Raw genomic sequence first — 16,891 nt, 5'->3', positions numbered from 1 at the left:
CTCATTTCTGGCAGGTGCGACAATAGAATGTCGAGCGGCCGGATTGAACTATCCTTTCGACGGTACCCCTGCAACCATCCGTGAGGCAGGGCTCGCCCTCCCGATCATAGGCGCGGAAGGAATGCTGGAAGTACCCCAAGGTGCCATCCGCCTGGATATGGTCGCGCAGCGACGAACCACCTGCCTCGATCGCATCGGCAATGACCTCGCGGATCGACTGGGTGAGCAGTTCAAGTTCCACCTTCGGCTTGCCCTTCGCCGTGACCAGGGTCGAAACCTTGCGGGTCGGCGACAGATGCGATCGCCAGAGCGCTTCACAGACATAAATATTGCCGAGGCCGGCAATCACCTTCTGATCGAGCAGAGCACCCTTCAACGGCTGGCTGCGGCCGGCAAAGCGCGTCGCCAGATAGTCCGGGGACAGGATATTGCCGACCGGCTCGGGGCCGAGATCGCGAAATGCGGGATAGGTGTCGAGCGCGGAGCGCGCCATCAGCTCCATGAAGCCGAACCGACGCGGGTCATTATAGACGACGCGGACAGGGCCCTCCGGACGCTGCAGATGAAAGACGACGTGGTCGTGCTTCTCATCCTTACTGCGCTCGTGGTGGAAGACGCCGGGGAGGTTTGCCTCGGCTGCCGCTTCGATACGGAACGAGCCGGACATGCCGAGATGCGCGATGACAGTCAGATCGTCCTCAAGGTCGATGAGCAGGTATTTCGCCCGACGGGACAGCGCGAGAATACGCCGACCTTCGACCCTTGCGGCAAAATCGCGCGGGAGAGGAAAGCGCAGATCCGGCCTGCGCAGCTCCAGGCGCTGCAGATTGGCGCCTTCCATGGCAGGCGCAAGGCCGCGTCTGACTGTCTCAACCTCTGGCAATTCCGGCATTTCAGCCCATCTTTCTGTTTGAACCGCTTCTTTAAAGGTCTATAGACCAGCGAAGCCAAGGCTTCTCCTGCGCAGATAGCGCGGGACAGGTCTTTTCGCTATGGTCTGCCGACCGTTCCGATATGTGGAGTGAACTGATGACTGCAAGCCGCATTTCCGCCGATGGCGGCATGGAAACCTCCTACGGGTTCCGCCAGGTCGACGAGCAGGAAAAGCAGGGCCTGGTCAACGATGTCTTCCACAAGGTGGCCAAGCGCTACGACATCATGAACGACGTGATGTCGGCCGGCCTGCACCGTGTCTGGAAGGATGCGATGGTGGCAGCTCTCAATCCACGCAAGGATCAGAATTACAAGGTGCTCGACGTTGCTGGCGGCACGGGCGACATCGCCTTCCGTATCGTTGAAGCCTCCAACCGGATGGCGCATGCGACCGTTCTCGACATCAACGGCTCCATGCTGGGCGTGGGCGCCGAGCGGGCGGAGAAGAAGGGGCTTTCCCCCAACCTCACTTTCGTCGAGGCCAATGCCGAAAGCCTGCCGTTCGAGGACAACAGCTTCGACGCCTATACGATCGCATTCGGCATCCGCAACGTGCCGCATATCGATGTGGCGCTGTCGGAGGCCTTCCGCGTTCTGAAGCGCGGCGGACGTCTGCTCGTCCTGGAGTTCTCCGAAGTCGAACTGCCGCTGCTCGACAAGGTCTATGATGCCTGGTCGTTCAATGCGATCCCGCGCTTTGGCAAGATGATCACCGGCGATGCCGAGCCCTATCAGTATCTCGTCGAGTCGATCCGCAAATTCCCCAATCAGCCGGATTTTGCCCGGATGATCGAGCGCGCCGGCTTCTCCAACGTTCGCTTCACCAATTACACCGGCGGCATCGCGGCGCTCCATTCCGGCTGGAAGATCTGAGGCGCATGAGCACGATCGGGGCATATTTCCGTCTGGCACGGGTTGGCTGGGTGCTGGTGCGCGAAGGTGTCGTCGCTGCCCTGCCGTCCGAAGGACTTCCACCCCTCGTCGGGATTGCCAAGGCGGCCGTCGCGCCGCTCGCGCGTGGCCGGGCGAAATCAGTCGAGCGGTCGGATCGTCTCGCCAGAGCCGTGGCACGCCTCGGTCCGTCCTATGTGAAGATCGGCCAGTTTCTCGCCACCCGTCCGGATGTTGTTGGCGCTGAATTTGCAGAGGATCTCGCCGGGCTGCAGGACCGGATGGATTTCTTCCCGACTGAAGCCTCGAAGACGACCATTCAGGAATCGCTCGGCCGCACCATCGAAGAGCTCTACACGCATTTCGGTGAACCGATCGCCGCGGCCTCGATCGCCCAGGTGCACCCGGCCCAGCTCGCAACGCCTGAGGGCTCGCGAAAGGTCGCCGTCAAGGTAATCCGCCCAGGCGTGCGCAAGCGCTTTGCGGCCGACCTCGAGGCCATGTATCTCGTCTCGCATCTCCAGGAACGCTTCCTGCCGCACACGCGGCGCCTGCGTCCTGTCGAGGTGACGAAGACGCTGGAGCAGACCACCAAGGTCGAGATGGATCTCCGCCTTGAGGCGGCGGCCCTGTCCGAGATTGCGGAAAACACCAAGGACGACCCGGGCTTCCGCGTGCCCGAAGTCGACTGGGAACGCACAGGCCGCGACGTCGTCACCATGGAATGGATCGATGGCGTCAAGATGTCGGATGTCGAAGGCTTGCGCGCTGCCGGCCACGATCTCAATGCGCTTGCCGACACGCTGATCCAGTCCTTCCTGCGCCATACGCTGCGCGACGGCTTCTTCCATGCCGACATGCATCCGGGCAATCTCTTCGTCGATCCGGCCGGCATGATCGTCGCCGTCGACATGGGCATTGCCGGGCGCCTTGGAAAGAAGGAACGGCGCTTCCTCGCCGAGATCCTCTACGGCTTCATCACGCGCGACTACATGCGCGTCGCAGAGGTGCATTTCGAAGCCGGCTATGTGCCGTCGCACCACAATGTCGCGAGCTTCGCCCAGGCGATCCGCGCGATCGGCGAGCCGATCCACGGGCAGCCGGCTGAGACCATTTCCATGGGCAAGCTGCTGACTCTGCTGTTCGAAGTCACCGAAATCTTCGACATGCAGACGCGCCCGGAACTGGTGATGCTGCAAAAGACGATGGTCGTCGTCGAGGGCGTCTCGCGCATTCTCAATCCGCGCTTCAACATGTGGAAGGCTGCAGAGCCGGTCGTCTCGCATTGGATCCGCGACAATCTCGGTCCCAAGCGCATTGCGACTGATATCAAGGATGGCGCCAAGGCGGCACTACGGCTGGCCGAAGCGCTGCCGGAAATCGCCACCAAGACCGAGAAGCTTCATGGCGAGATCGTGCGCATGAGCGAGGAAGGCCTGCGTTTCGATGCCGATACCGCCGAGCGCATCGGACGGGCAGAAGCGCGGCATACACGGTCTGGTCGGATTGCGCTCTGGGTGATCGCGGTCGCAGCTGTGGTGACCGCTTTTCAGGTGTCCTGACGGCAAGGATCGCCGACAAATAAATCGCAACTCCTCGATTTTTTGATGGAACAAAGCGATCGATCGTGCGTTGGAACCACCTAACGCGTTTTTTGTTCCTTCAGGAGTGACATGTCTGCCACCCAAACCGGCTTCGTCCGGTCCACGCTGCTCTTTCTCCTGATCGGCACTGCAATCCTCGTCGGCATTATCGTCGCGACCTTCGGTCTCGTCGAGCGTACCCAGACGACCTTTGAATATATCCTGCAGGAACGCAACATCCGGCGAATGTCGGCCGACCTCATGCAGAAGCTGACCGATGCCGAGACGGGCCAGCGCGGCTTCGTCATCACGCGCAACGAACTGTTTCTCCAGCCCTACGAGTCCGCCGTCGGCGAAATCCGCGAAGAGGTCGACAGGCTCGCAGCAGCGGTTGCCGATCGCCCGATCAAGGCAGCCCAGATGGACCGGTTACGTGAGCGGGTCCGCGGGAAGCTCGCCGAGATGGGGCAGGCTATCAATCTCGTGCGCAGCGGCGAGCAGGCACAGGCCGTCGAGTTGATCCAGAGCGATGTCGGCCGTGAGCTTATGGACGACATCCGCTCGATGCTCGATCAGTTCAAGGAGCTTTCGGACGCCAATGTCGAGCGAGGGACCGAGGCCCAGATCAGTGCGACCGAGCAGCTTCAATGGATCACGGTCGCCGGCGGCATCGCCATCATTGCCGTGATGGGAGGTGCGATCCTGGTCGTCGCCCAGCATGTGCGCGCGCTCGCGGCCTCCAGGCGCGAGGTGGAGGTCTTGAACCAGGGCCTCGAGGCCCGCGTTGCGGAACGCACCGAGGACTTGATGCAGGCAAACCAGGAGATCCAGCGCTTCGCCTATATCGTCACGCATGATCTCAGAGCACCGCTCGTGAACATCATGGGCTTTACAGCCGAGCTCGATGCCTCTCTGAAATCCTTGCAGGCCTATGTCCTGAACGATGGCAAGCCGGTGTCCGAAGAGGAGATCCGCGAGGCCAGACTGGCAGCGTCAGAAGATCTTCCCGAAGCCATCGGCTTCATCCGTTCATCGACGAAGAAGATGGATGGACTGATCAACGCGATCCTGAAGATCTCGCGCGACGGGCGGCGTCAGTTGAAGCCCGAAATCGTCGAACTGCAGCCGATGCTGGAGACCATCACCAACAGCGTCTATCACCAGATCAGCGAAAGCGACGGACGTATCGATCTCGACATCAAGGCCACCCGCCTGACCACCGATCGATTGTCGGTCGAACAAATCCTTGGTAACCTTTTCGACAATGCTATCAAGTACAAGCATCCCCAGCGGCCCCTGACCCTCGCCGTCCGAACCGCGCCCGAAGGGCGTCACATGGTAAGGATTGAGGTGGAGGATAACGGCCGTGGCATTGCAGAGCAGGACCACGAACGCATTTTCGAACTTTTCCGCCGCTCCGGGCAGCAGGATAAATCGGGTGAAGGCATCGGCCTTGCCCATGTCCGCTCACTGGCACGGAACCTCGGAGGGGAGATAACCGTTCGATCCCGTTTAGGAGAAGGGTCAACCTTCGTACTGCGACTGCCATCTGATCTGTCACGCTTGGTACGGAGTTGATAATGAAAGCCGTGGGTAAAGAAGTCACCATTGTTATGGTCGAAGACGACGAGGGTCATGCTCGTTTGATCGAAAAGAACGTACGCCGCGCTGGCGTCAGCAACGAGATCGTACCTTTTACCAACGGCACCGAGGCGCTGGACTATGTGCTGGGTACGGATCGTAGCGGCAAGGTTTCCGAAGATCGCTATTTGCTGATCCTGCTCGACCTCAATCTGCCTGATATGTCGGGCACCGATATTCTCGACCAGATTAAATCCAATCCGCACACGCGACGGCTCCCGGTCGTCATCCTCACGACGACGGATGACGAACGCGAAATCCAGCGCTGCTACGATCTCGGGGCCAATGTCTATATTACCAAACCTGTCGATTACGACAATTTCGCCAACGCCATTCGCCAGCTCGGACTGTTCTTCTCCGTCATGCAAATCCCCTGATGGCGGTCAGGCGATGAGCTTCAGCGTTCTCTACATCGATGACGATGCTGCCATTGCCCGGCTGGTCCAGAGGCATATGGGCCGGCTCGGCCATGAGGTGTCGCATGCCGAGAACGCCGAAGACGCGCTTGAACTCCTGACGACCGCAGGGTTCGACGTCGTCGTACTCGATCATTACCTGCGCCAGACGACCGGCCACGATGTGCTCGGCCGCATGCGCGAGGCCGAGATCGATGTGCCGGTGGTCTATGTCACCGGATCGAACGAGGCGCAGGTGGCGATCGAGGCGATCAAGGCGGGTGCCGCTGACTATGTCATCAAGACGGTCAGCGACGACTTCCTGTCGCTCTTATCGAGCGCAATCGAGCAGACGGTCGCCAATGCCCAGCTGCGTGCAGCCAAAGCCCGCGCCGATGAAGAGATCCGGCTCGGCAAGGAACGCGCAGAGGCGCTGCTGGCCGAGGTCAACCATCGTGTCGCCAACTCGCTGGCGCTGGTCGCCAGCCTGCTCAGGCTGCAGATCTCGGCGGCCCGCAGCGACGAAGTGAAGGCGGAACTGGCGGAAACCCAGGCCCGTATCACGGCCATCGCCGGCATGCATCGCAGTCTTTACACCTCCGACGACGTCAGCCGGGTGGAGCTCGATCGTTACCTCAACCGACTTACCGTCGAGCTCTATAATTCGCTGCATAGCGCCGAAAAGCCCGTGCGCCTGCTGCTCGATGCGGATCCCATCTCCCTCAGCGCCGACAAGGCGGTTTCGGTCGGCATGATCGTCACGGAACTCGTCACCAACGCCTTCAAATATGCCTATGCGCCCGGACAGGCCGGCGATATCCGGGTGCATCTGAAGATGCGGGGCGATGGCGAGGCGCTGCTTCGGGTCGAGGATGACGGCGTCGGCATTGATCCGCAGAGCGCGCCGAAGGGAACCGGTCTCGGGAGCCGGATCGTCAAATCCATGGCCTCGACGCTGGGAGAAGGTTTGCACTATCTCGAAGGCACGCAAGGCACCGTTGCGGAAGTCCCACTCAAGCTCGACAGCGGAGCTTGAGCCGCGTTTACCACTGCGGAGTCCAGTGATTTGCCAGCGACCCGATTTGCGTTAGGGTCGCGCCGCAGAGATTAAGGGTGCTTCTTCATGAGCTTGGCCGGAAAGCGCATTTTGCTTGTCATCGCGGGCGGCATCGCCGCCTACAAGAGCCTCGATCTTATCAGGAGGCTCAGGGAGCGCGGTGCAAGCGTGCAGCCGATCATGACACGTGGCGCTCAGGAATTCGTCACGCCGCTCGCCGTCGGTGCACTGTCGGCCTCCCATGTCTATACCGAGCTCTTTTCCCGCGAGGACGAGCAGGATGTCGGCCATATCCGACTGGCGCGCGAATGTGATGTCGTGCTCGTCGCACCCGCGACCGCCGACCTGATAGCGAAGATGGCGAACGGGCTTGCGGATGATCTTGCCTCCACCGTGCTTCTCGCGACCGACCGCCCGGTGCTGATTGCGCCAGCGATGAACCCGAAAATGTGGGCTCATCCGGCGACCCAGCGGAACTACGCCACCCTGCAACGTGACGGTATCCAGTCCATCGGCCCGATGGAGGGCGAGATGGCCGAAAGCGGAGAGCGTGGTCGCGGGCGCATGGCCGAGCCGATCGAGATTGCAGACCGTGTCGAAGACCTGCTCTCGGGACCGAAGCCGCTTGCCGGCATGAAGGCCGTTGTCACCTCAGGCCCGACCCACGAGCCGATCGATCCGGTGCGCTACATCGCCAATCGCTCCTCGGGCAAGCAGGGTCATGCGATCGCGGCCGCCCTTGCCCGCCTGGGCGCCGAGGTTACCCTGGTCTCCGGACCCGTGACCATTGCCGATCCCGCCGGCGTTCGCACCCAACATGTGGAGCGGGCCGAAGAGATGCGCGATGCCGTGCTCTCGGCGCTTCCGGCCGACATTGCCGTTATGGTCGCCGCCGTCGCCGACTGGCGTGTGGCGTCCTCCGCCGGGCAGAAAATCAAGAAGCAACCCGGCGAGGCTCCGCCGCCGCTCGAGCTTGCGGAAAACCCTGACATCCTCAAGACCGTCGGCCATCATCCTCAGCGCCCACGGCTCGTTGTCGGCTTTGCCGCAGAGACCCAGAATGTCGAGGAAAACGGCCGCTCCAAGCTTGAGCGCAAGGGTGCCGACCTGATCGTCGCCAATGATGTCTCGCCCGAGACCGGCATCATGGGCGGCGATCGCAACCGGGTGAAGCTGATTTCCCGCGACGGGGTCGAAGCCTGGCCGGATCTTTCCAAGGACGAGGTGGCCGAACGGCTGGCGCTCTGGATCGCGACCCAGATCGGCGGGACAGGCGCATGAGCCTTTTTACGCGATCCGGCTTCGACGCCTCCGTCCAAGGTTTCGCCGGCACAACACAGGTCGACCAATGGGACAGCCGTGTCGCCAAGGTCGGGGACAAGGTCTTTGCGCTGCTGACCGACGGTGAAAGCCGGTTAACGTTCAAGGTCAGCGAAGAAAGCTTCGAGATCCTGACATCGCTCAGAGGCGTGTCACAGGCGCCCTATTTCGCCAAGCGCAAATGGGTGAGCGTCGAACCGGACAGCGAGCTCGGCGAAGCCGACCTTATGGAATATCTCACCCGTTCCTATCGCACGGTGAGTGCGTCGCTGACCCGCAAGCTGCGCGCCGAACTCGGCATCGTCGAGTAAGCTGTGATCAGACCGCAGCCATCGCCGGCTGACGGATCTCATCGACCCGCATACGCTCGACTGCAGGCTTGAACTCGGCGGCATCCAGGCCGTTTTCGCTGAGGATCACGGCGCTGCCTGCGGGGATCTCCACCCAGGTGTCCGTCTCATCGTTCAGCGGCTCCGAGACGAGGCAGAAGCTGCCCTTCGGCCCCATCGGCGCTGCAAAAAGCGTCGGGGCATGTTCATCCGTCGAATAGCGCACGGCATAGAGCGTCTTGCCATCGGAGAAAGCCGCCGTGAGGCGAATGCGCGCGGTGCCGGTGAGGTGCAGGCTGATCTGCTCCACGAAGCCCACGGCCTCGCTCATGGCCGAGATCGGACGGTCCCGCAGACCGAACTGAAGGGCCAGCAGGAAGAGCAGTTCGCTGTCGGTCGTACCAACACGGGCATGGAAATGCTCGTCGTCCAGCATGCCTTCCATAGGTCGGCGGATGCGATCGAAATTGTCGATCTGGCCGTTGTGCATGAAGGACCAGTTTCCCTGGACGAAGGGATGGCAGTTGTCGCGGCGGGTGGCACCATGGGTTGCGGCGCGCACATGGGCGAGGAAGAGCGGGGAGCGGATCTGGCTTGCGAGGCTCTTCAGATTGCAGTCGGACCAGGCCGGCAGCACATCCCGGAAGCGGCCCGGCTCGGGGCGATCCCCATACCAGGCGAGACCGAAGCCATCGCCGTTTGTGGCGGTCTTGGCGCGGGTTGCGCAATGGGATTGTTCGATCAGGGAATGCGCAGGCGAAGTCACCAGCTCCTCGAGGAAGATCGGAACACCACGGTAAGCTGCCCAACGACACATATGAATTCTGCCCCAGGTCCATCGACCGACTGCGAATCCTTGGTAGTCTTCGCCCGATAGACTAATGATTTGCAAACATGGCTTCCTTCATGACAAATTTTTGTCGTGCAGCGCAACATTCTTCCTGCTGTCGACTGGCACAAAAGTGAACACTGCGTTCTGCCCGGCGGGCCTGCGTGCCATGGTTCTCTCGCCTATATTGCTGCCCAAGCAACGAGCCCGTTTCCCCGAGGAGGTCCCCGAATGTCCATCCGCCCCGTCAAGCATGAGAGCCGCGCCACGCCGACCATGGAAGGCGCCGGTGTCAAGCTGCACCGCGTCTTCGGCTTCGGGGATCCTTCGATGACCGACCCCTTCCTGATGATGGACGATTTCCGCAACGACGAGCCAATGGACTACGTCCGCGGCTTCCCCTGGCATCCGCATCGCGGCATCGAGACGATCACCTATGTGCTGGCCGGCACCGTCGAGCATGGCGACAGCCTCGGCAATCAGGGCATGCTGGGTGCAGGCGACCTGCAATGGATGACTGCCGGCAGCGGCATCCTGCACCAGGAAATGCCGAAGGGCGATTTTGCCGGCCGTATGCACGGCTTCCAGCTCTGGGCCAATCTGCCGTCTTCGCTGAAAATGACCACGCCACGCTACCAGGATATCAAATCGGCAGACATTCCCGTTGTGATCGACGATGACGGCACCGCCGTGCGTGTCATCTGTGGCGACTTCTGGGGCAAGAATGGCCCCGTCGACGGCATCGCCGCCGACCCGGTCTATCTTGACATCTCCGTGCCGCCCGGCAAGCGCAAGACCTTCCCGGTCGATACCTATCGCTCGGCCTTTGCCTATATCTTTGCCGGCTCCGGCTCGTTCCGGGATGCGTCCAAGCCCTTCGGCGTCAAGGTCGAGAAGGAATATATGGGCGAAGAGCTCAATATCCGCGACCTCTCCGGCAACCGGACGCTTGTCGTCTTCGACACCGGCGACGAGATCACCGTTCAGGCGGGAGAGCAGGGCATCCGCTTCCTGCTGGTGACCGGCAAGCCGATCAAGGAGCCGGTCGCCTGGCACGGACCGATCGTGATGAACACGCGCGAAGAGCTGATGCAGGCAATGAAGGAATTGCAGAACGGAACCTTTATCAAGGCCGATCATTAACCCCACGCAGTCAAGTTCACTTCAACCCGGCGTCTCCAGCGCCGGGTTTTCTTTTACCGGAGAAGGACATGCGCGTAACCGGGGCATGCCAATGCGGCGAAATCCGCTACAAAGCCGAGGTCGATCCACAGGCCGTCGGCGTATGCCATTGCACGGATTGCCAGCAGCTGACGGGCTCAGCTTACAGGGTCACAGTCGCGGCTCTTCCCGGTCAATTTCAGCTTCTGGCCGGCGAGGCCAAGCGTTACCGGAAAATGGGCGACAGCGGCCGGCCGAGCGATCAGTTCTTCTGCGGCAACTGCGGTTCGCCGATGTGGCGCGAAAGCGCCGACGGCGAGATCGGCTTGCGGCTCGGCTGCGTCGACCAGCGCCGAGCACTCGCTCCGACACACCAGTCGTTCGGCAGGTCCGCCCTGCCCTTTGTCTTCGCCGTTCAGGGACTTCCGGAGGACGGGGACAACTAATCCTGCCAGAGTGAATGGAAATGATGCACCGGCCCGTGTCCTGAGCCCACCGACAGCTGGCCAGAACTCCGGACGGCCTCCGCGAGCCAGGCTTTGGCAACACGCACGGCCTCCTGCGGCTCAAGCCCTTTCGCCAGCTCGGCAGCAAGCGCACTCGACAGCGAGCAGCCGGTGCCATGCGTATTGCGCGTTGCGATCCGATCCGCCTCGAACCAGGTCACCTGGCCATCCGCAACCAGGACATCTGGGCTTTCGGGACCGGCCAGATGGCCACCCTTGAGCAGCACAGCCCGGGGTCCGAGTGCTGTCAGCCTGACGGCCTGGGATTCCATGATCCGCCGGTCGAAAGCCTCGGGATCGCCGAGCAGGGCTGCCGCCTCCGGCAGGTTCGGCGTCAGAAGCGTGGCGAGCGGCAGAAGGTCCGACGTCAAGGCTTCGACCGCATCCGGATCGAGCAGAGAGGCGCCACCCTTGGCGATCATGACGGGATCGAGAACGACGGGAATGCCGCGATAGGGTTTCAGCGCTTCGGCGACGGCCGATGCGATGCCGGCATTGGCAATCATGCCGATCTTAACTGCATCCACGCGCACATCGGCAAAGACCATGCGAATCTGCTCGGCGACAAATCCAGGATCGAGCGGCACGACGGCCGAGACGCCCTTTGTGTTCTGCGCCGTCAGCGCCGTGATAACAGCCATTCCGTAGCAACCGCGGGCCGAGAAGGCCTTGAGATCGGCCTGGATGCCTGCTCCACCGGAAGGGTCGGAGCCGGCGATGGTCAGCACGTTGCGGATGGTGGATGATCTCATGTCTGCGTCTCCCAAGGCGACGAAGACGCAACGGGCACAGCGCGGATCTATCTGGCGCGACACCCGAGCGACTCCCTCCGCCAGCATGATCTGGTTCAGGTTCAAAGGGTGCTTCTCAGCCCGGCTTGCGCCAGACGCCCCTGTCTCTCAGGCGTCAGACTATGCGACAGCGCCGTTCCTGTCACCTGTGCCTGCCCGTCATTCCCATTCAGAGTTTGCAGCCGACGGCCAGAGCCGCTAGGGAGGCCGGGATATCCAACCGACCCGAGGAGATTGCCTTGCATCACGCCCCCGACCGGCTTTTCGACCGCTCCTATGATGGCTTTCTCTTCGACATGGACGGAACGCTGCTCAATTCCATCGCGGCTGCCGAGCGCGTCTGGAGCCGCTGGGCATTGAAGCACGGTCTGAATCTCGAAACCTTCCTGCCCACCATGCACGGCAAGCGCGGGATCGACACCATCAGCGCGCTGAACCTGCCCGGCATCGATGTGGTGAGGGAAGCGCTCGAGGTCGAGCGGGGCGAGATCGAGGATCTTGAGGGCATCGTGCCGATCCCCGGCGCCATCGACTTTCTGAAAAGCTTACCTGCCGAACGCTGGGCGATTGTGACCTCGGCACCCTCCGCCCTCGCCCGCGCCCGCATCGGGGCCGCCGGCCTGCCGCAGCCGCTCAAGATCGTCACGGCGGAGGACGTGAAGATCGGCAAGCCGGATCCCGCCGGCTACCGGCTCGGTGCAGAGCGGCTCGGGTTCGATCCGTCCCGCTGCCTGGTGTTTGAGGATGTGCTGGCCGGCGTCAGAGCCGGAGAAGCGGCGGGCGCCGATGTCGCGGTGATCACGGCGACCCATGCCCATCCGCTGGAGACCAGCCATCCGACAATTGCGAGCTATGAGACGCTTAGGGTGGAGTTCGACGCTTCCCTGGGACTGCGGATCAAGGCAGCAGAATGAACCTACGCTGCGGTGACGGCGTAACCGTCACCGCTCTCGACCAAACTCACGCCGCCTTGGCGACGTGATATTCCTTGATGGCGACCATCTTGATCGCGGGGTAACGCTCGGACTCGTAGCGCAGCGAGAACTGGTCCTGCGCCATGAAGACCGGGTCGCCGTCGAGATCTCGGCAGATGTCGCCGCGGCGCTGGGTCATGAACTTTTCCAGATCGTCCTTGTTCTCGGCCGAGATCCAGCGGCAGACGGAGAAGCGCGACATTTCGAAGGACACCGGCAGACCGTATTCGCCCTGCAGTCGCTCCTTCAGGACGTCGAGCTGCAGCGCACCGACGACGCCGACGATGGCCGGCGAGCCGTCTTCCGGCGAAAAGAGCTGCACGACGCCCTCTTCGGCCATCTGCTGCAAAGCTTCCTTCAGCTTCTTCGCCTTCATTGCATCTTCCAGCCGCACGCGGCGCAGGATCTCCGGCGAGAAGTTCGGCACGCCCTGGAAGACGAGGTTTTCGCCTTCGGTCAGCGTGTCGCCGATGCGCAGCGTCCCGTGGTTCGGGATGCCGACGACGTCACCGGCATAGGCCGTATCTGCTAGCTGGCGCTGCGAGGCGAAGAAGAACTGCGGCGCCGTCAGGCCCATCTGCTTGCCGGTGCGGGCCAAGCGCGCCTTCATGCCGCGCTCGAGCTTGCCGGAGCAAATGCGGGCAAAGGCGATGCGGTCGCGGTGGTTCGGGTCCATGTTGGCCTGGATCTTGAAGACGAAGGCGGTCATCTTGTCTTCGGCGGCATGCACGGTCCGGGTATCGGCCACCTGGTCGCGCGGCGGCGGCGCGTAGGCGCCGAGCGCGTTGATCAGGTCGCGGACACCGAAGTTGCGTAGTGCCGAGCCGAAGAAGACCGGCGTCATATGGCCTTCGAGGAAGCTCTGGCGGTCGAAGGGACGGCAGGCTTCGCGGGCGAGTTCCAGCTCGTCAATAAAGGTCTGGCGCTCGTTTTCGGGCAGGTTCTCCGCCACGCTCTGCGGACCGTTGACCTTGAGCGGCTCCACCTGGGCATCGCCGCCCCGATAGGTGTTGTTGGCAAGATGATAGGAGCCGCAGAAGGTCTTGGAACGGCCGACTGGCCAGGTGATCGGGGCCGTGTCGAGCGCCAGCTTCTCTTCGACCTCGTCGAGGATTTCGAAGGGATCGCGGCTTTCGCGGTCCATCTTGTTGATGAAGGTGATGATCGGAATGTCGCGCATGCGGCAGACCTCGAACAGTTTCAAGGTCCGCGGCTCGATACCCTTGGCAGCGTCGATGACCATGACGGCCGCGTCGACGGCGGTTAGCGTGCGATAGGTGTCGTCTGCGAAGTCTTCGTGACCGGGCGTGTCGAGGATGTTGAAGACATTGCCTTCATATTCGAAGGTCATGACCGAGGTTACGACCGAAATGCCGCGCTCGCGTTCGATTTTCATCCAGTCCGAACGGGTCTGGATGCGATCTTTCTTCGCCTTGACTTCACCGGCAAGCTGGATCGCGCCGCCGAACAGCAGCAGCTTTTCGGTCAGCGTCGTTTTGCCCGCGTCCGGGTGGGCGATAATAGCAAAGGTGCGGCGGCGGGAGACCGCCTCGGCGAGCGTTTCAGCCATATCTCAGGAGTCCTTCTGGTCGGGCGGTTATCTAGCGTTTCGACGGCCAATATGCAATTGAGCGCGACAAACAAAGGAATTCCGCCATGTCCACCATCCGCTCAGACGTCATCGGCCCCGTGCTCAACCTCAAGCGCCTGCCTCATGGACAAGGGCTTCATCTTCCCGCCTATGAAACGGCAGGAGCGGCGGGAATGGATCTGAGGGCAGCGGTGTCCGATGGGGAGCCGATGACGCTTGCACCGGGCGCGCGGGCGCTGGTGCCCACCGGCTTCATCATGGAAATCCCTGAAGGTTTCGAAGCGCAGATCCGCCCGCGCTCCGGTCTCGCCTTCAAGAACGGCGTGACCTGCCTCAACACCCCCGGCACCATCGATAGCGATTATCGCGGCGAGGTGAAGGTGTTGCTCATCAATCTCGGCCAGGAGGATTTCGTCATCACCCGCGGCATGCGCATCGCCCAGATGGTGATCGCACCGGTAACTCAGGTACGCGTGACCGAGGTGACCGAGACGAGCGACACGGCGCGGGGTGCCGGCGGCTTCGGCTCGACCGGGGTGTGAGGGTGCAGCATGCTGGAGGCCCTGACGCTGCGGGAAGGTTACTTTGGAGACCCTGCGGCGTTTCAGGCGCTCGCGGATCTGCTCCAGGACATCTTCGGCATCGACATCTCCCACCAGATGAAACTGGGCGGACCTGATCCCACATCGATGCCGTTTGGCTATTTCGATCCGTCAGGGCGATGCGTTGCGAATTTCTCCGCCTTCTCCATGCCGCTCGTTGTCAATGGACGCGTGGTTCGGGCCGCTGGCTACCAGTCTGGCGCCGTGCGGCCGGATTATCGCGGACAGGGGCTATACCGGACCCTGATGAAGCGGGCCTTCGACTGGGCGGAACGCGGAGGCTTCGAAGCCGGGATATTGCTGACGGACAAGCCGGGGCTCTATGAACCCTACGGCTTCCGAACCATACCCCAGTTCAAATTTTATGGTGCCGTTCCACAAGCTGACTTGCCTGTGCCCAGGGCGCGTGACCTCGACCTGAAACAGACGGCGGATCTCCACATGGTTCAGATGGCGCTGGACACTCGGCAACCCGTCTCGGAGACCTTCTCCGTCGTTAGGCAAAAGGAGATGTTCCTGCTCAACGCCCACTTCGATCCGGACATCAGGCTGAGCCTGCTGGCAGAAGACGATGCGGTGATTGCCTGGAAACCCCAGGGGCAAACGTCGCTGCAGATCCTGGATGTCGCGGCCCGCAATGTCCCGCCGCTGGGCCATATCGTGGCAAGCCTCGGGCCGAATTTCCAGAATGCCGAGGTGTTTTTCCCTCCAGATCGGCTCGATTGGAAAGGTGCAGCAAGACCGCATCAAGGCGACTGTGTGCTCATGGTGAGGGGCCTTGAGCCTGCGTCTCTGACTCAGCCTTTCATGCTCTCGCCCCTGGCGGATTTCTGAGAAGCGGCCCTTTTCGGATTTCAGCGCTGCGCTTCCGTCACCATGCGGATCGCGAGAGCCGCGAGCACCGTGCCCATGAGCCAGCGCTGCACCACCATCCAGGACGGACGCCCGGCGAGGAAGAGCGCAATGGAGCCTGCGGACAGGGCGATCAGGCCGTTGCCCGTGACGCCGATGACGATCTGCGTAAAACCCAAAACCAGCGACTGGAGCAGAACGCTGCCGCGGGTTGGATCGATAAACTGTGGCAAAAGCGACAGGTAGAGGATCGCGACTTTGGGGTTCAGCAGGTTGGTGACAAGCCCCATGACAAAGAGCTTGCGGGGACTGTCAGCAGGTAGATCACGCACCTGGAAGGGCGAGCGGCCTCCCGGCCTCAGCGCTTGCCAGGCGAGCCAGCCGAGATAGAGCGCGCCGCAGAATTTGAGCATCTCGAAGGCGAAGGGAACGGCGAGCAGCAGGACGGTGATGCCGAAGGCTGCGAGAAGCATGTAGACGACAAAGCCGAGCGCCACACCGCCCAGCGAAATGAGGCCTGCCATGGCACCCTGGCAGATAGACCGGGACACCAGATAGATCATGTTTGGCCCGGGCGTCAGGACCATACCAAGGCAGACAAGGCTGAAGGCAAGGAATGCGGGCATGCTTGGCACGAGATCGTTTCCTCACGGCGGTTGATGCCTCCTAACGGCAACCGGCTGAGGGCTGCAATCGCGATCGTGTCACCGTTGCAAGTCTTACCGCCCGAGATTAGGAATGAGCGAGGAGGAGCCCCCATGACCCTGACCACCATCATCGCTTATTGCGGCGCGCTGTTCATCGCGGCCGCCATTCCGGGACCGGGTATGACCGCGATTGTGGCGCGGGCGCTGGGCTCCGGCTTCCGGCCGACCTTCTTCATGGGGCTCGGCCTCATCCTCGGTGATCTCGTCTATCTGACTGCCGTCATCCTCGGGCTTTCGGTGCTGGCGAAAACCTTCGTGACGCCCTTCCTGATCCTGAAATTCCTAGGCGCCGCCTACCTCGTCTATGTCGCCTGGAAGCTCTGGACCGCAGGGCTCCTGCCGCAAGACATCAAGGCTGAGCGTGCGATGCGCCCGTCCATGTCCTTCCTCTCCGGTCTTCTGGTGACGCTCGGCAATCCGAAGACCATGCTGTTCTACGTGGCTCTCGTCCCGACGCTGATCCCGCTCGAGGCAATCGGGCTTGCCGATTACATCCTGCTCGTTGGCCTGACCTTCGTCGTGCTGATGGCGGTGCTTCTGCCCTATATCCTGCTTGCGGCCCAGGCGCGCGGGCTCTTGAAGCGGCCGGAGGCGCTGAAAGTCCTGAACCGCAGCGCTGCCGGCATTCTTGCCGGCACGGCCGCCTATATTGCGGCACGCGCGGCCTGATCGCCGCGCGGCATGAAACAAACAGGCCGCAGGCGCTTTTCTTATCCGAAGGCGAATGCG

At 62.1% G+C, this 16,891-nt stretch carries 18 protein-coding genes and 1 riboswitch; of the genes, 13 read left to right on the top strand and 5 right to left on the bottom strand.

Going from position 1 to position 16,891, the window contains the following annotated elements:
- Window position 1: 1 nt before the first annotated feature.
- Window positions 2–892, bottom strand: a complete 891-nt coding sequence (gene mutM / locus D4A92_RS08515; RefSeq protein ID WP_203019282.1) for a bifunctional DNA-formamidopyrimidine glycosylase/DNA-(apurinic or apyrimidinic site) lyase — start codon at window positions 890–892, stop codon at window positions 2–4.
- A gap of 137 nt (window positions 893–1,029) precedes the next feature.
- Here mutM and ubiE point away from each other — a divergent pair, with 137 nt between their 5' ends.
- The 7 genes from ubiE (at window position 1,030) to D4A92_RS08480 (ending at window position 8,131) form a co-directional block, all read left to right on the top strand.
- Window positions 1,030–1,806 carry a bifunctional demethylmenaquinone methyltransferase/2-methoxy-6-polyprenyl-1,4-benzoquinol methylase UbiE gene (gene ubiE / locus D4A92_RS08510; RefSeq protein ID WP_006724983.1) on the top strand — a complete coding sequence of 259 codons (777 nt, stop codon included), beginning with the start codon at window positions 1,030–1,032 and terminating at the stop codon, window positions 1,804–1,806.
- Between the two features lie 5 nt (window positions 1,807–1,811).
- Window positions 1,812–3,386, top strand: coding sequence for a 2-polyprenylphenol 6-hydroxylase (gene ubiB / locus D4A92_RS08505; RefSeq protein ID WP_203019281.1), 1,575 nt, complete (start codon window positions 1,812–1,814; stop codon window positions 3,384–3,386).
- 111 nt (window positions 3,387–3,497) lie between these two features.
- Window positions 3,498–4,985, top strand: a complete 1,488-nt coding sequence (locus tag D4A92_RS08500) for a sensor histidine kinase (protein WP_203019279.1) — start codon at window positions 3,498–3,500, stop codon at window positions 4,983–4,985.
- 2 nt (window positions 4,986–4,987) lie between these two features.
- A complete protein-coding gene (locus D4A92_RS08495; protein ID WP_203019278.1) occupies window positions 4,988–5,425 on the top strand; it encodes a response regulator in 438 nt (145 codons plus the stop codon).
- A gap of 13 nt (window positions 5,426–5,438) precedes the next feature.
- On the top strand, window positions 5,439–6,479 hold the full coding sequence (locus tag D4A92_RS08490; protein WP_203019277.1) for a sensor histidine kinase: 1,041 nt from the start codon (window positions 5,439–5,441) through the stop codon (window positions 6,477–6,479).
- Window positions 6,480–6,566: 87 nt separating this feature from the next.
- Entirely contained in the window at window positions 6,567–7,781 is a 1,215-nt protein-coding gene (gene coaBC, locus D4A92_RS08485; RefSeq protein ID WP_203019276.1) for a bifunctional phosphopantothenoylcysteine decarboxylase/phosphopantothenate--cysteine ligase CoaBC, read from the top strand.
- Window positions 7,778–8,131 carry an MmcQ/YjbR family DNA-binding protein gene (locus D4A92_RS08480; protein WP_203019275.1) on the top strand — a complete coding sequence of 118 codons (354 nt, stop codon included), beginning with the start codon at window positions 7,778–7,780 and terminating at the stop codon, window positions 8,129–8,131. Before coaBC ends, D4A92_RS08480 begins: the two co-directional genes overlap by 4 nt.
- A 7-nt stretch (window positions 8,132–8,138) precedes the next feature.
- On the opposite strand, the gene D4A92_RS08475 is transcribed toward D4A92_RS08480, so the two are convergent.
- The gene (locus D4A92_RS08475) at window positions 8,139–8,966 is read right to left on the bottom strand and encodes a class II glutamine amidotransferase (protein WP_203019274.1); all 828 of its coding nucleotides are present in this window, start codon (window positions 8,964–8,966) and stop codon (window positions 8,139–8,141) included.
- A 243-nt stretch (window positions 8,967–9,209) separates the two neighbouring features.
- Between D4A92_RS08475 and D4A92_RS08470 the strand changes: the two genes are divergently transcribed.
- Window positions 9,210–10,121 (top strand): pirin family protein, encoded by a 912-nt coding sequence (locus D4A92_RS08470; RefSeq protein WP_203019273.1) that lies wholly within the window; start codon window positions 9,210–9,212, stop codon window positions 10,119–10,121.
- A 68-nt stretch (window positions 10,122–10,189) separates the two neighbouring features.
- Complete coding sequence (locus tag D4A92_RS08465; protein ID WP_203019272.1) at window positions 10,190–10,585, top strand: GFA family protein; 396 nt, start codon at window positions 10,190–10,192, stop codon at window positions 10,583–10,585.
- On the opposite strand, the gene thiD is transcribed toward D4A92_RS08465, so the two are convergent.
- Window positions 10,582–11,397, bottom strand: a complete 816-nt coding sequence (gene thiD / locus D4A92_RS08460) for a bifunctional hydroxymethylpyrimidine kinase/phosphomethylpyrimidine kinase (protein ID WP_203019271.1) — start codon at window positions 11,395–11,397, stop codon at window positions 10,582–10,584. The two genes, D4A92_RS08465 and thiD, sit on opposite strands and share 4 nt — an antisense overlap.
- A gap of 55 nt (window positions 11,398–11,452) precedes the next feature.
- Window positions 11,453–11,549, bottom strand: a riboswitch (TPP riboswitch).
- Between the two features lie 126 nt (window positions 11,550–11,675).
- Between thiD and D4A92_RS08455 the strand changes: the two genes are divergently transcribed.
- The gene (locus D4A92_RS08455) at window positions 11,676–12,350 is read left to right on the top strand and encodes an HAD-IA family hydrolase (RefSeq protein WP_246754048.1); all 675 of its coding nucleotides are present in this window, start codon (window positions 11,676–11,678) and stop codon (window positions 12,348–12,350) included.
- A gap of 46 nt (window positions 12,351–12,396) precedes the next feature.
- On the opposite strand, the gene D4A92_RS08450 is transcribed toward D4A92_RS08455, so the two are convergent.
- The gene (locus D4A92_RS08450) at window positions 12,397–13,980 is read right to left on the bottom strand and encodes a peptide chain release factor 3 (RefSeq protein ID WP_203019269.1); all 1,584 of its coding nucleotides are present in this window, start codon (window positions 13,978–13,980) and stop codon (window positions 12,397–12,399) included.
- An 86-nt stretch (window positions 13,981–14,066) separates the two neighbouring features.
- On the opposite strand from D4A92_RS08450, the gene dut reads away from it, so the two are divergent.
- Both dut and D4A92_RS08440 read left to right on the top strand, forming a co-directional pair.
- Complete coding sequence (gene dut, locus D4A92_RS08445) at window positions 14,067–14,543, top strand: dUTP diphosphatase (protein WP_203019267.1); 477 nt, start codon at window positions 14,067–14,069, stop codon at window positions 14,541–14,543.
- Window positions 14,544–14,552: 9 nt separating this feature from the next.
- Entirely contained in the window at window positions 14,553–15,437 is an 885-nt protein-coding gene (locus tag D4A92_RS08440; RefSeq protein ID WP_203019265.1) for a GNAT family N-acetyltransferase, read from the top strand.
- A 20-nt stretch (window positions 15,438–15,457) separates the two neighbouring features.
- Here D4A92_RS08440 and D4A92_RS08435 read toward each other — a convergent pair whose 3' ends face one another.
- Window positions 15,458–16,081 (bottom strand): LysE family translocator, encoded by a 624-nt coding sequence (locus tag D4A92_RS08435; RefSeq protein WP_203019879.1) that lies wholly within the window; start codon window positions 16,079–16,081, stop codon window positions 15,458–15,460.
- Window positions 16,082–16,213: 132 nt separating this feature from the next.
- Here D4A92_RS08435 and D4A92_RS08430 point away from each other — a divergent pair, with 132 nt between their 5' ends.
- Complete coding sequence (locus tag D4A92_RS08430; protein WP_203019263.1) at window positions 16,214–16,831, top strand: LysE family translocator; 618 nt, start codon at window positions 16,214–16,216, stop codon at window positions 16,829–16,831.
- Window positions 16,832–16,891: the final 60 nt, after the last annotated feature.

It is taken from the genome of Rhizobium rosettiformans (assembly GCF_016806065.1).
Taxonomy (GTDB): Bacteria; Pseudomonadota; Alphaproteobacteria; order Rhizobiales; family Rhizobiaceae; genus Allorhizobium.
The sequence above is the reverse complement of the archived record's forward strand: the minus strand, read 5'-3'. Positions and strand labels throughout refer to the sequence as shown.

What these genes read in the sequence shown, in the direction of transcription:
- mutM (WP_203019282.1), bottom strand. Translation starts at nt 892, where the DNA reads ATGCCGGAATTGCCAGAGGTTGAGACAGTCAGACGCGGCCTTGCGCCT.
- ubiE (WP_006724983.1), top strand. Translation starts at nt 1,030, where the DNA reads ATGACTGCAAGCCGCATTTCCGCCGATGGCGGCATGGAAACCTCCTAC.
- ubiB (WP_203019281.1), top strand. Translation starts at nt 1,812, where the DNA reads ATGAGCACGATCGGGGCATATTTCCGTCTGGCACGGGTTGGCTGGGTG.
- D4A92_RS08500 (WP_203019279.1), top strand. Translation starts at nt 3,498, where the DNA reads ATGTCTGCCACCCAAACCGGCTTCGTCCGGTCCACGCTGCTCTTTCTC.
- D4A92_RS08495 (WP_203019278.1), top strand. Translation starts at nt 4,988, where the DNA reads ATGAAAGCCGTGGGTAAAGAAGTCACCATTGTTATGGTCGAAGACGAC.
- D4A92_RS08490 (WP_203019277.1), top strand. Translation starts at nt 5,439, where the DNA reads ATGAGCTTCAGCGTTCTCTACATCGATGACGATGCTGCCATTGCCCGG.
- coaBC (WP_203019276.1), top strand. Translation starts at nt 6,567, where the DNA reads ATGAGCTTGGCCGGAAAGCGCATTTTGCTTGTCATCGCGGGCGGCATC.
- D4A92_RS08480 (WP_203019275.1), top strand. Translation starts at nt 7,778, where the DNA reads ATGAGCCTTTTTACGCGATCCGGCTTCGACGCCTCCGTCCAAGGTTTC.
- D4A92_RS08475 (WP_203019274.1), bottom strand. Translation starts at nt 8,966, where the DNA reads ATGTGTCGTTGGGCAGCTTACCGTGGTGTTCCGATCTTCCTCGAGGAG.
- D4A92_RS08470 (WP_203019273.1), top strand. Translation starts at nt 9,210, where the DNA reads ATGTCCATCCGCCCCGTCAAGCATGAGAGCCGCGCCACGCCGACCATG.
- D4A92_RS08465 (WP_203019272.1), top strand. Translation starts at nt 10,190, where the DNA reads ATGCGCGTAACCGGGGCATGCCAATGCGGCGAAATCCGCTACAAAGCC.
- thiD (WP_203019271.1), bottom strand. Translation starts at nt 11,397, where the DNA reads ATGAGATCATCCACCATCCGCAACGTGCTGACCATCGCCGGCTCCGAC.
- D4A92_RS08450 (WP_203019269.1), bottom strand. Translation starts at nt 13,980, where the DNA reads ATGGCTGAAACGCTCGCCGAGGCGGTCTCCCGCCGCCGCACCTTTGCT.
- dut (WP_203019267.1), top strand. Translation starts at nt 14,067, where the DNA reads ATGTCCACCATCCGCTCAGACGTCATCGGCCCCGTGCTCAACCTCAAG.
- D4A92_RS08440 (WP_203019265.1), top strand. Translation starts at nt 14,553, where the DNA reads ATGCTGGAGGCCCTGACGCTGCGGGAAGGTTACTTTGGAGACCCTGCG.
- D4A92_RS08435 (WP_203019879.1), bottom strand. Translation starts at nt 16,081, where the DNA reads ATGCCCGCATTCCTTGCCTTCAGCCTTGTCTGCCTTGGTATGGTCCTG.
- D4A92_RS08430 (WP_203019263.1), top strand. Translation starts at nt 16,214, where the DNA reads ATGACCCTGACCACCATCATCGCTTATTGCGGCGCGCTGTTCATCGCG.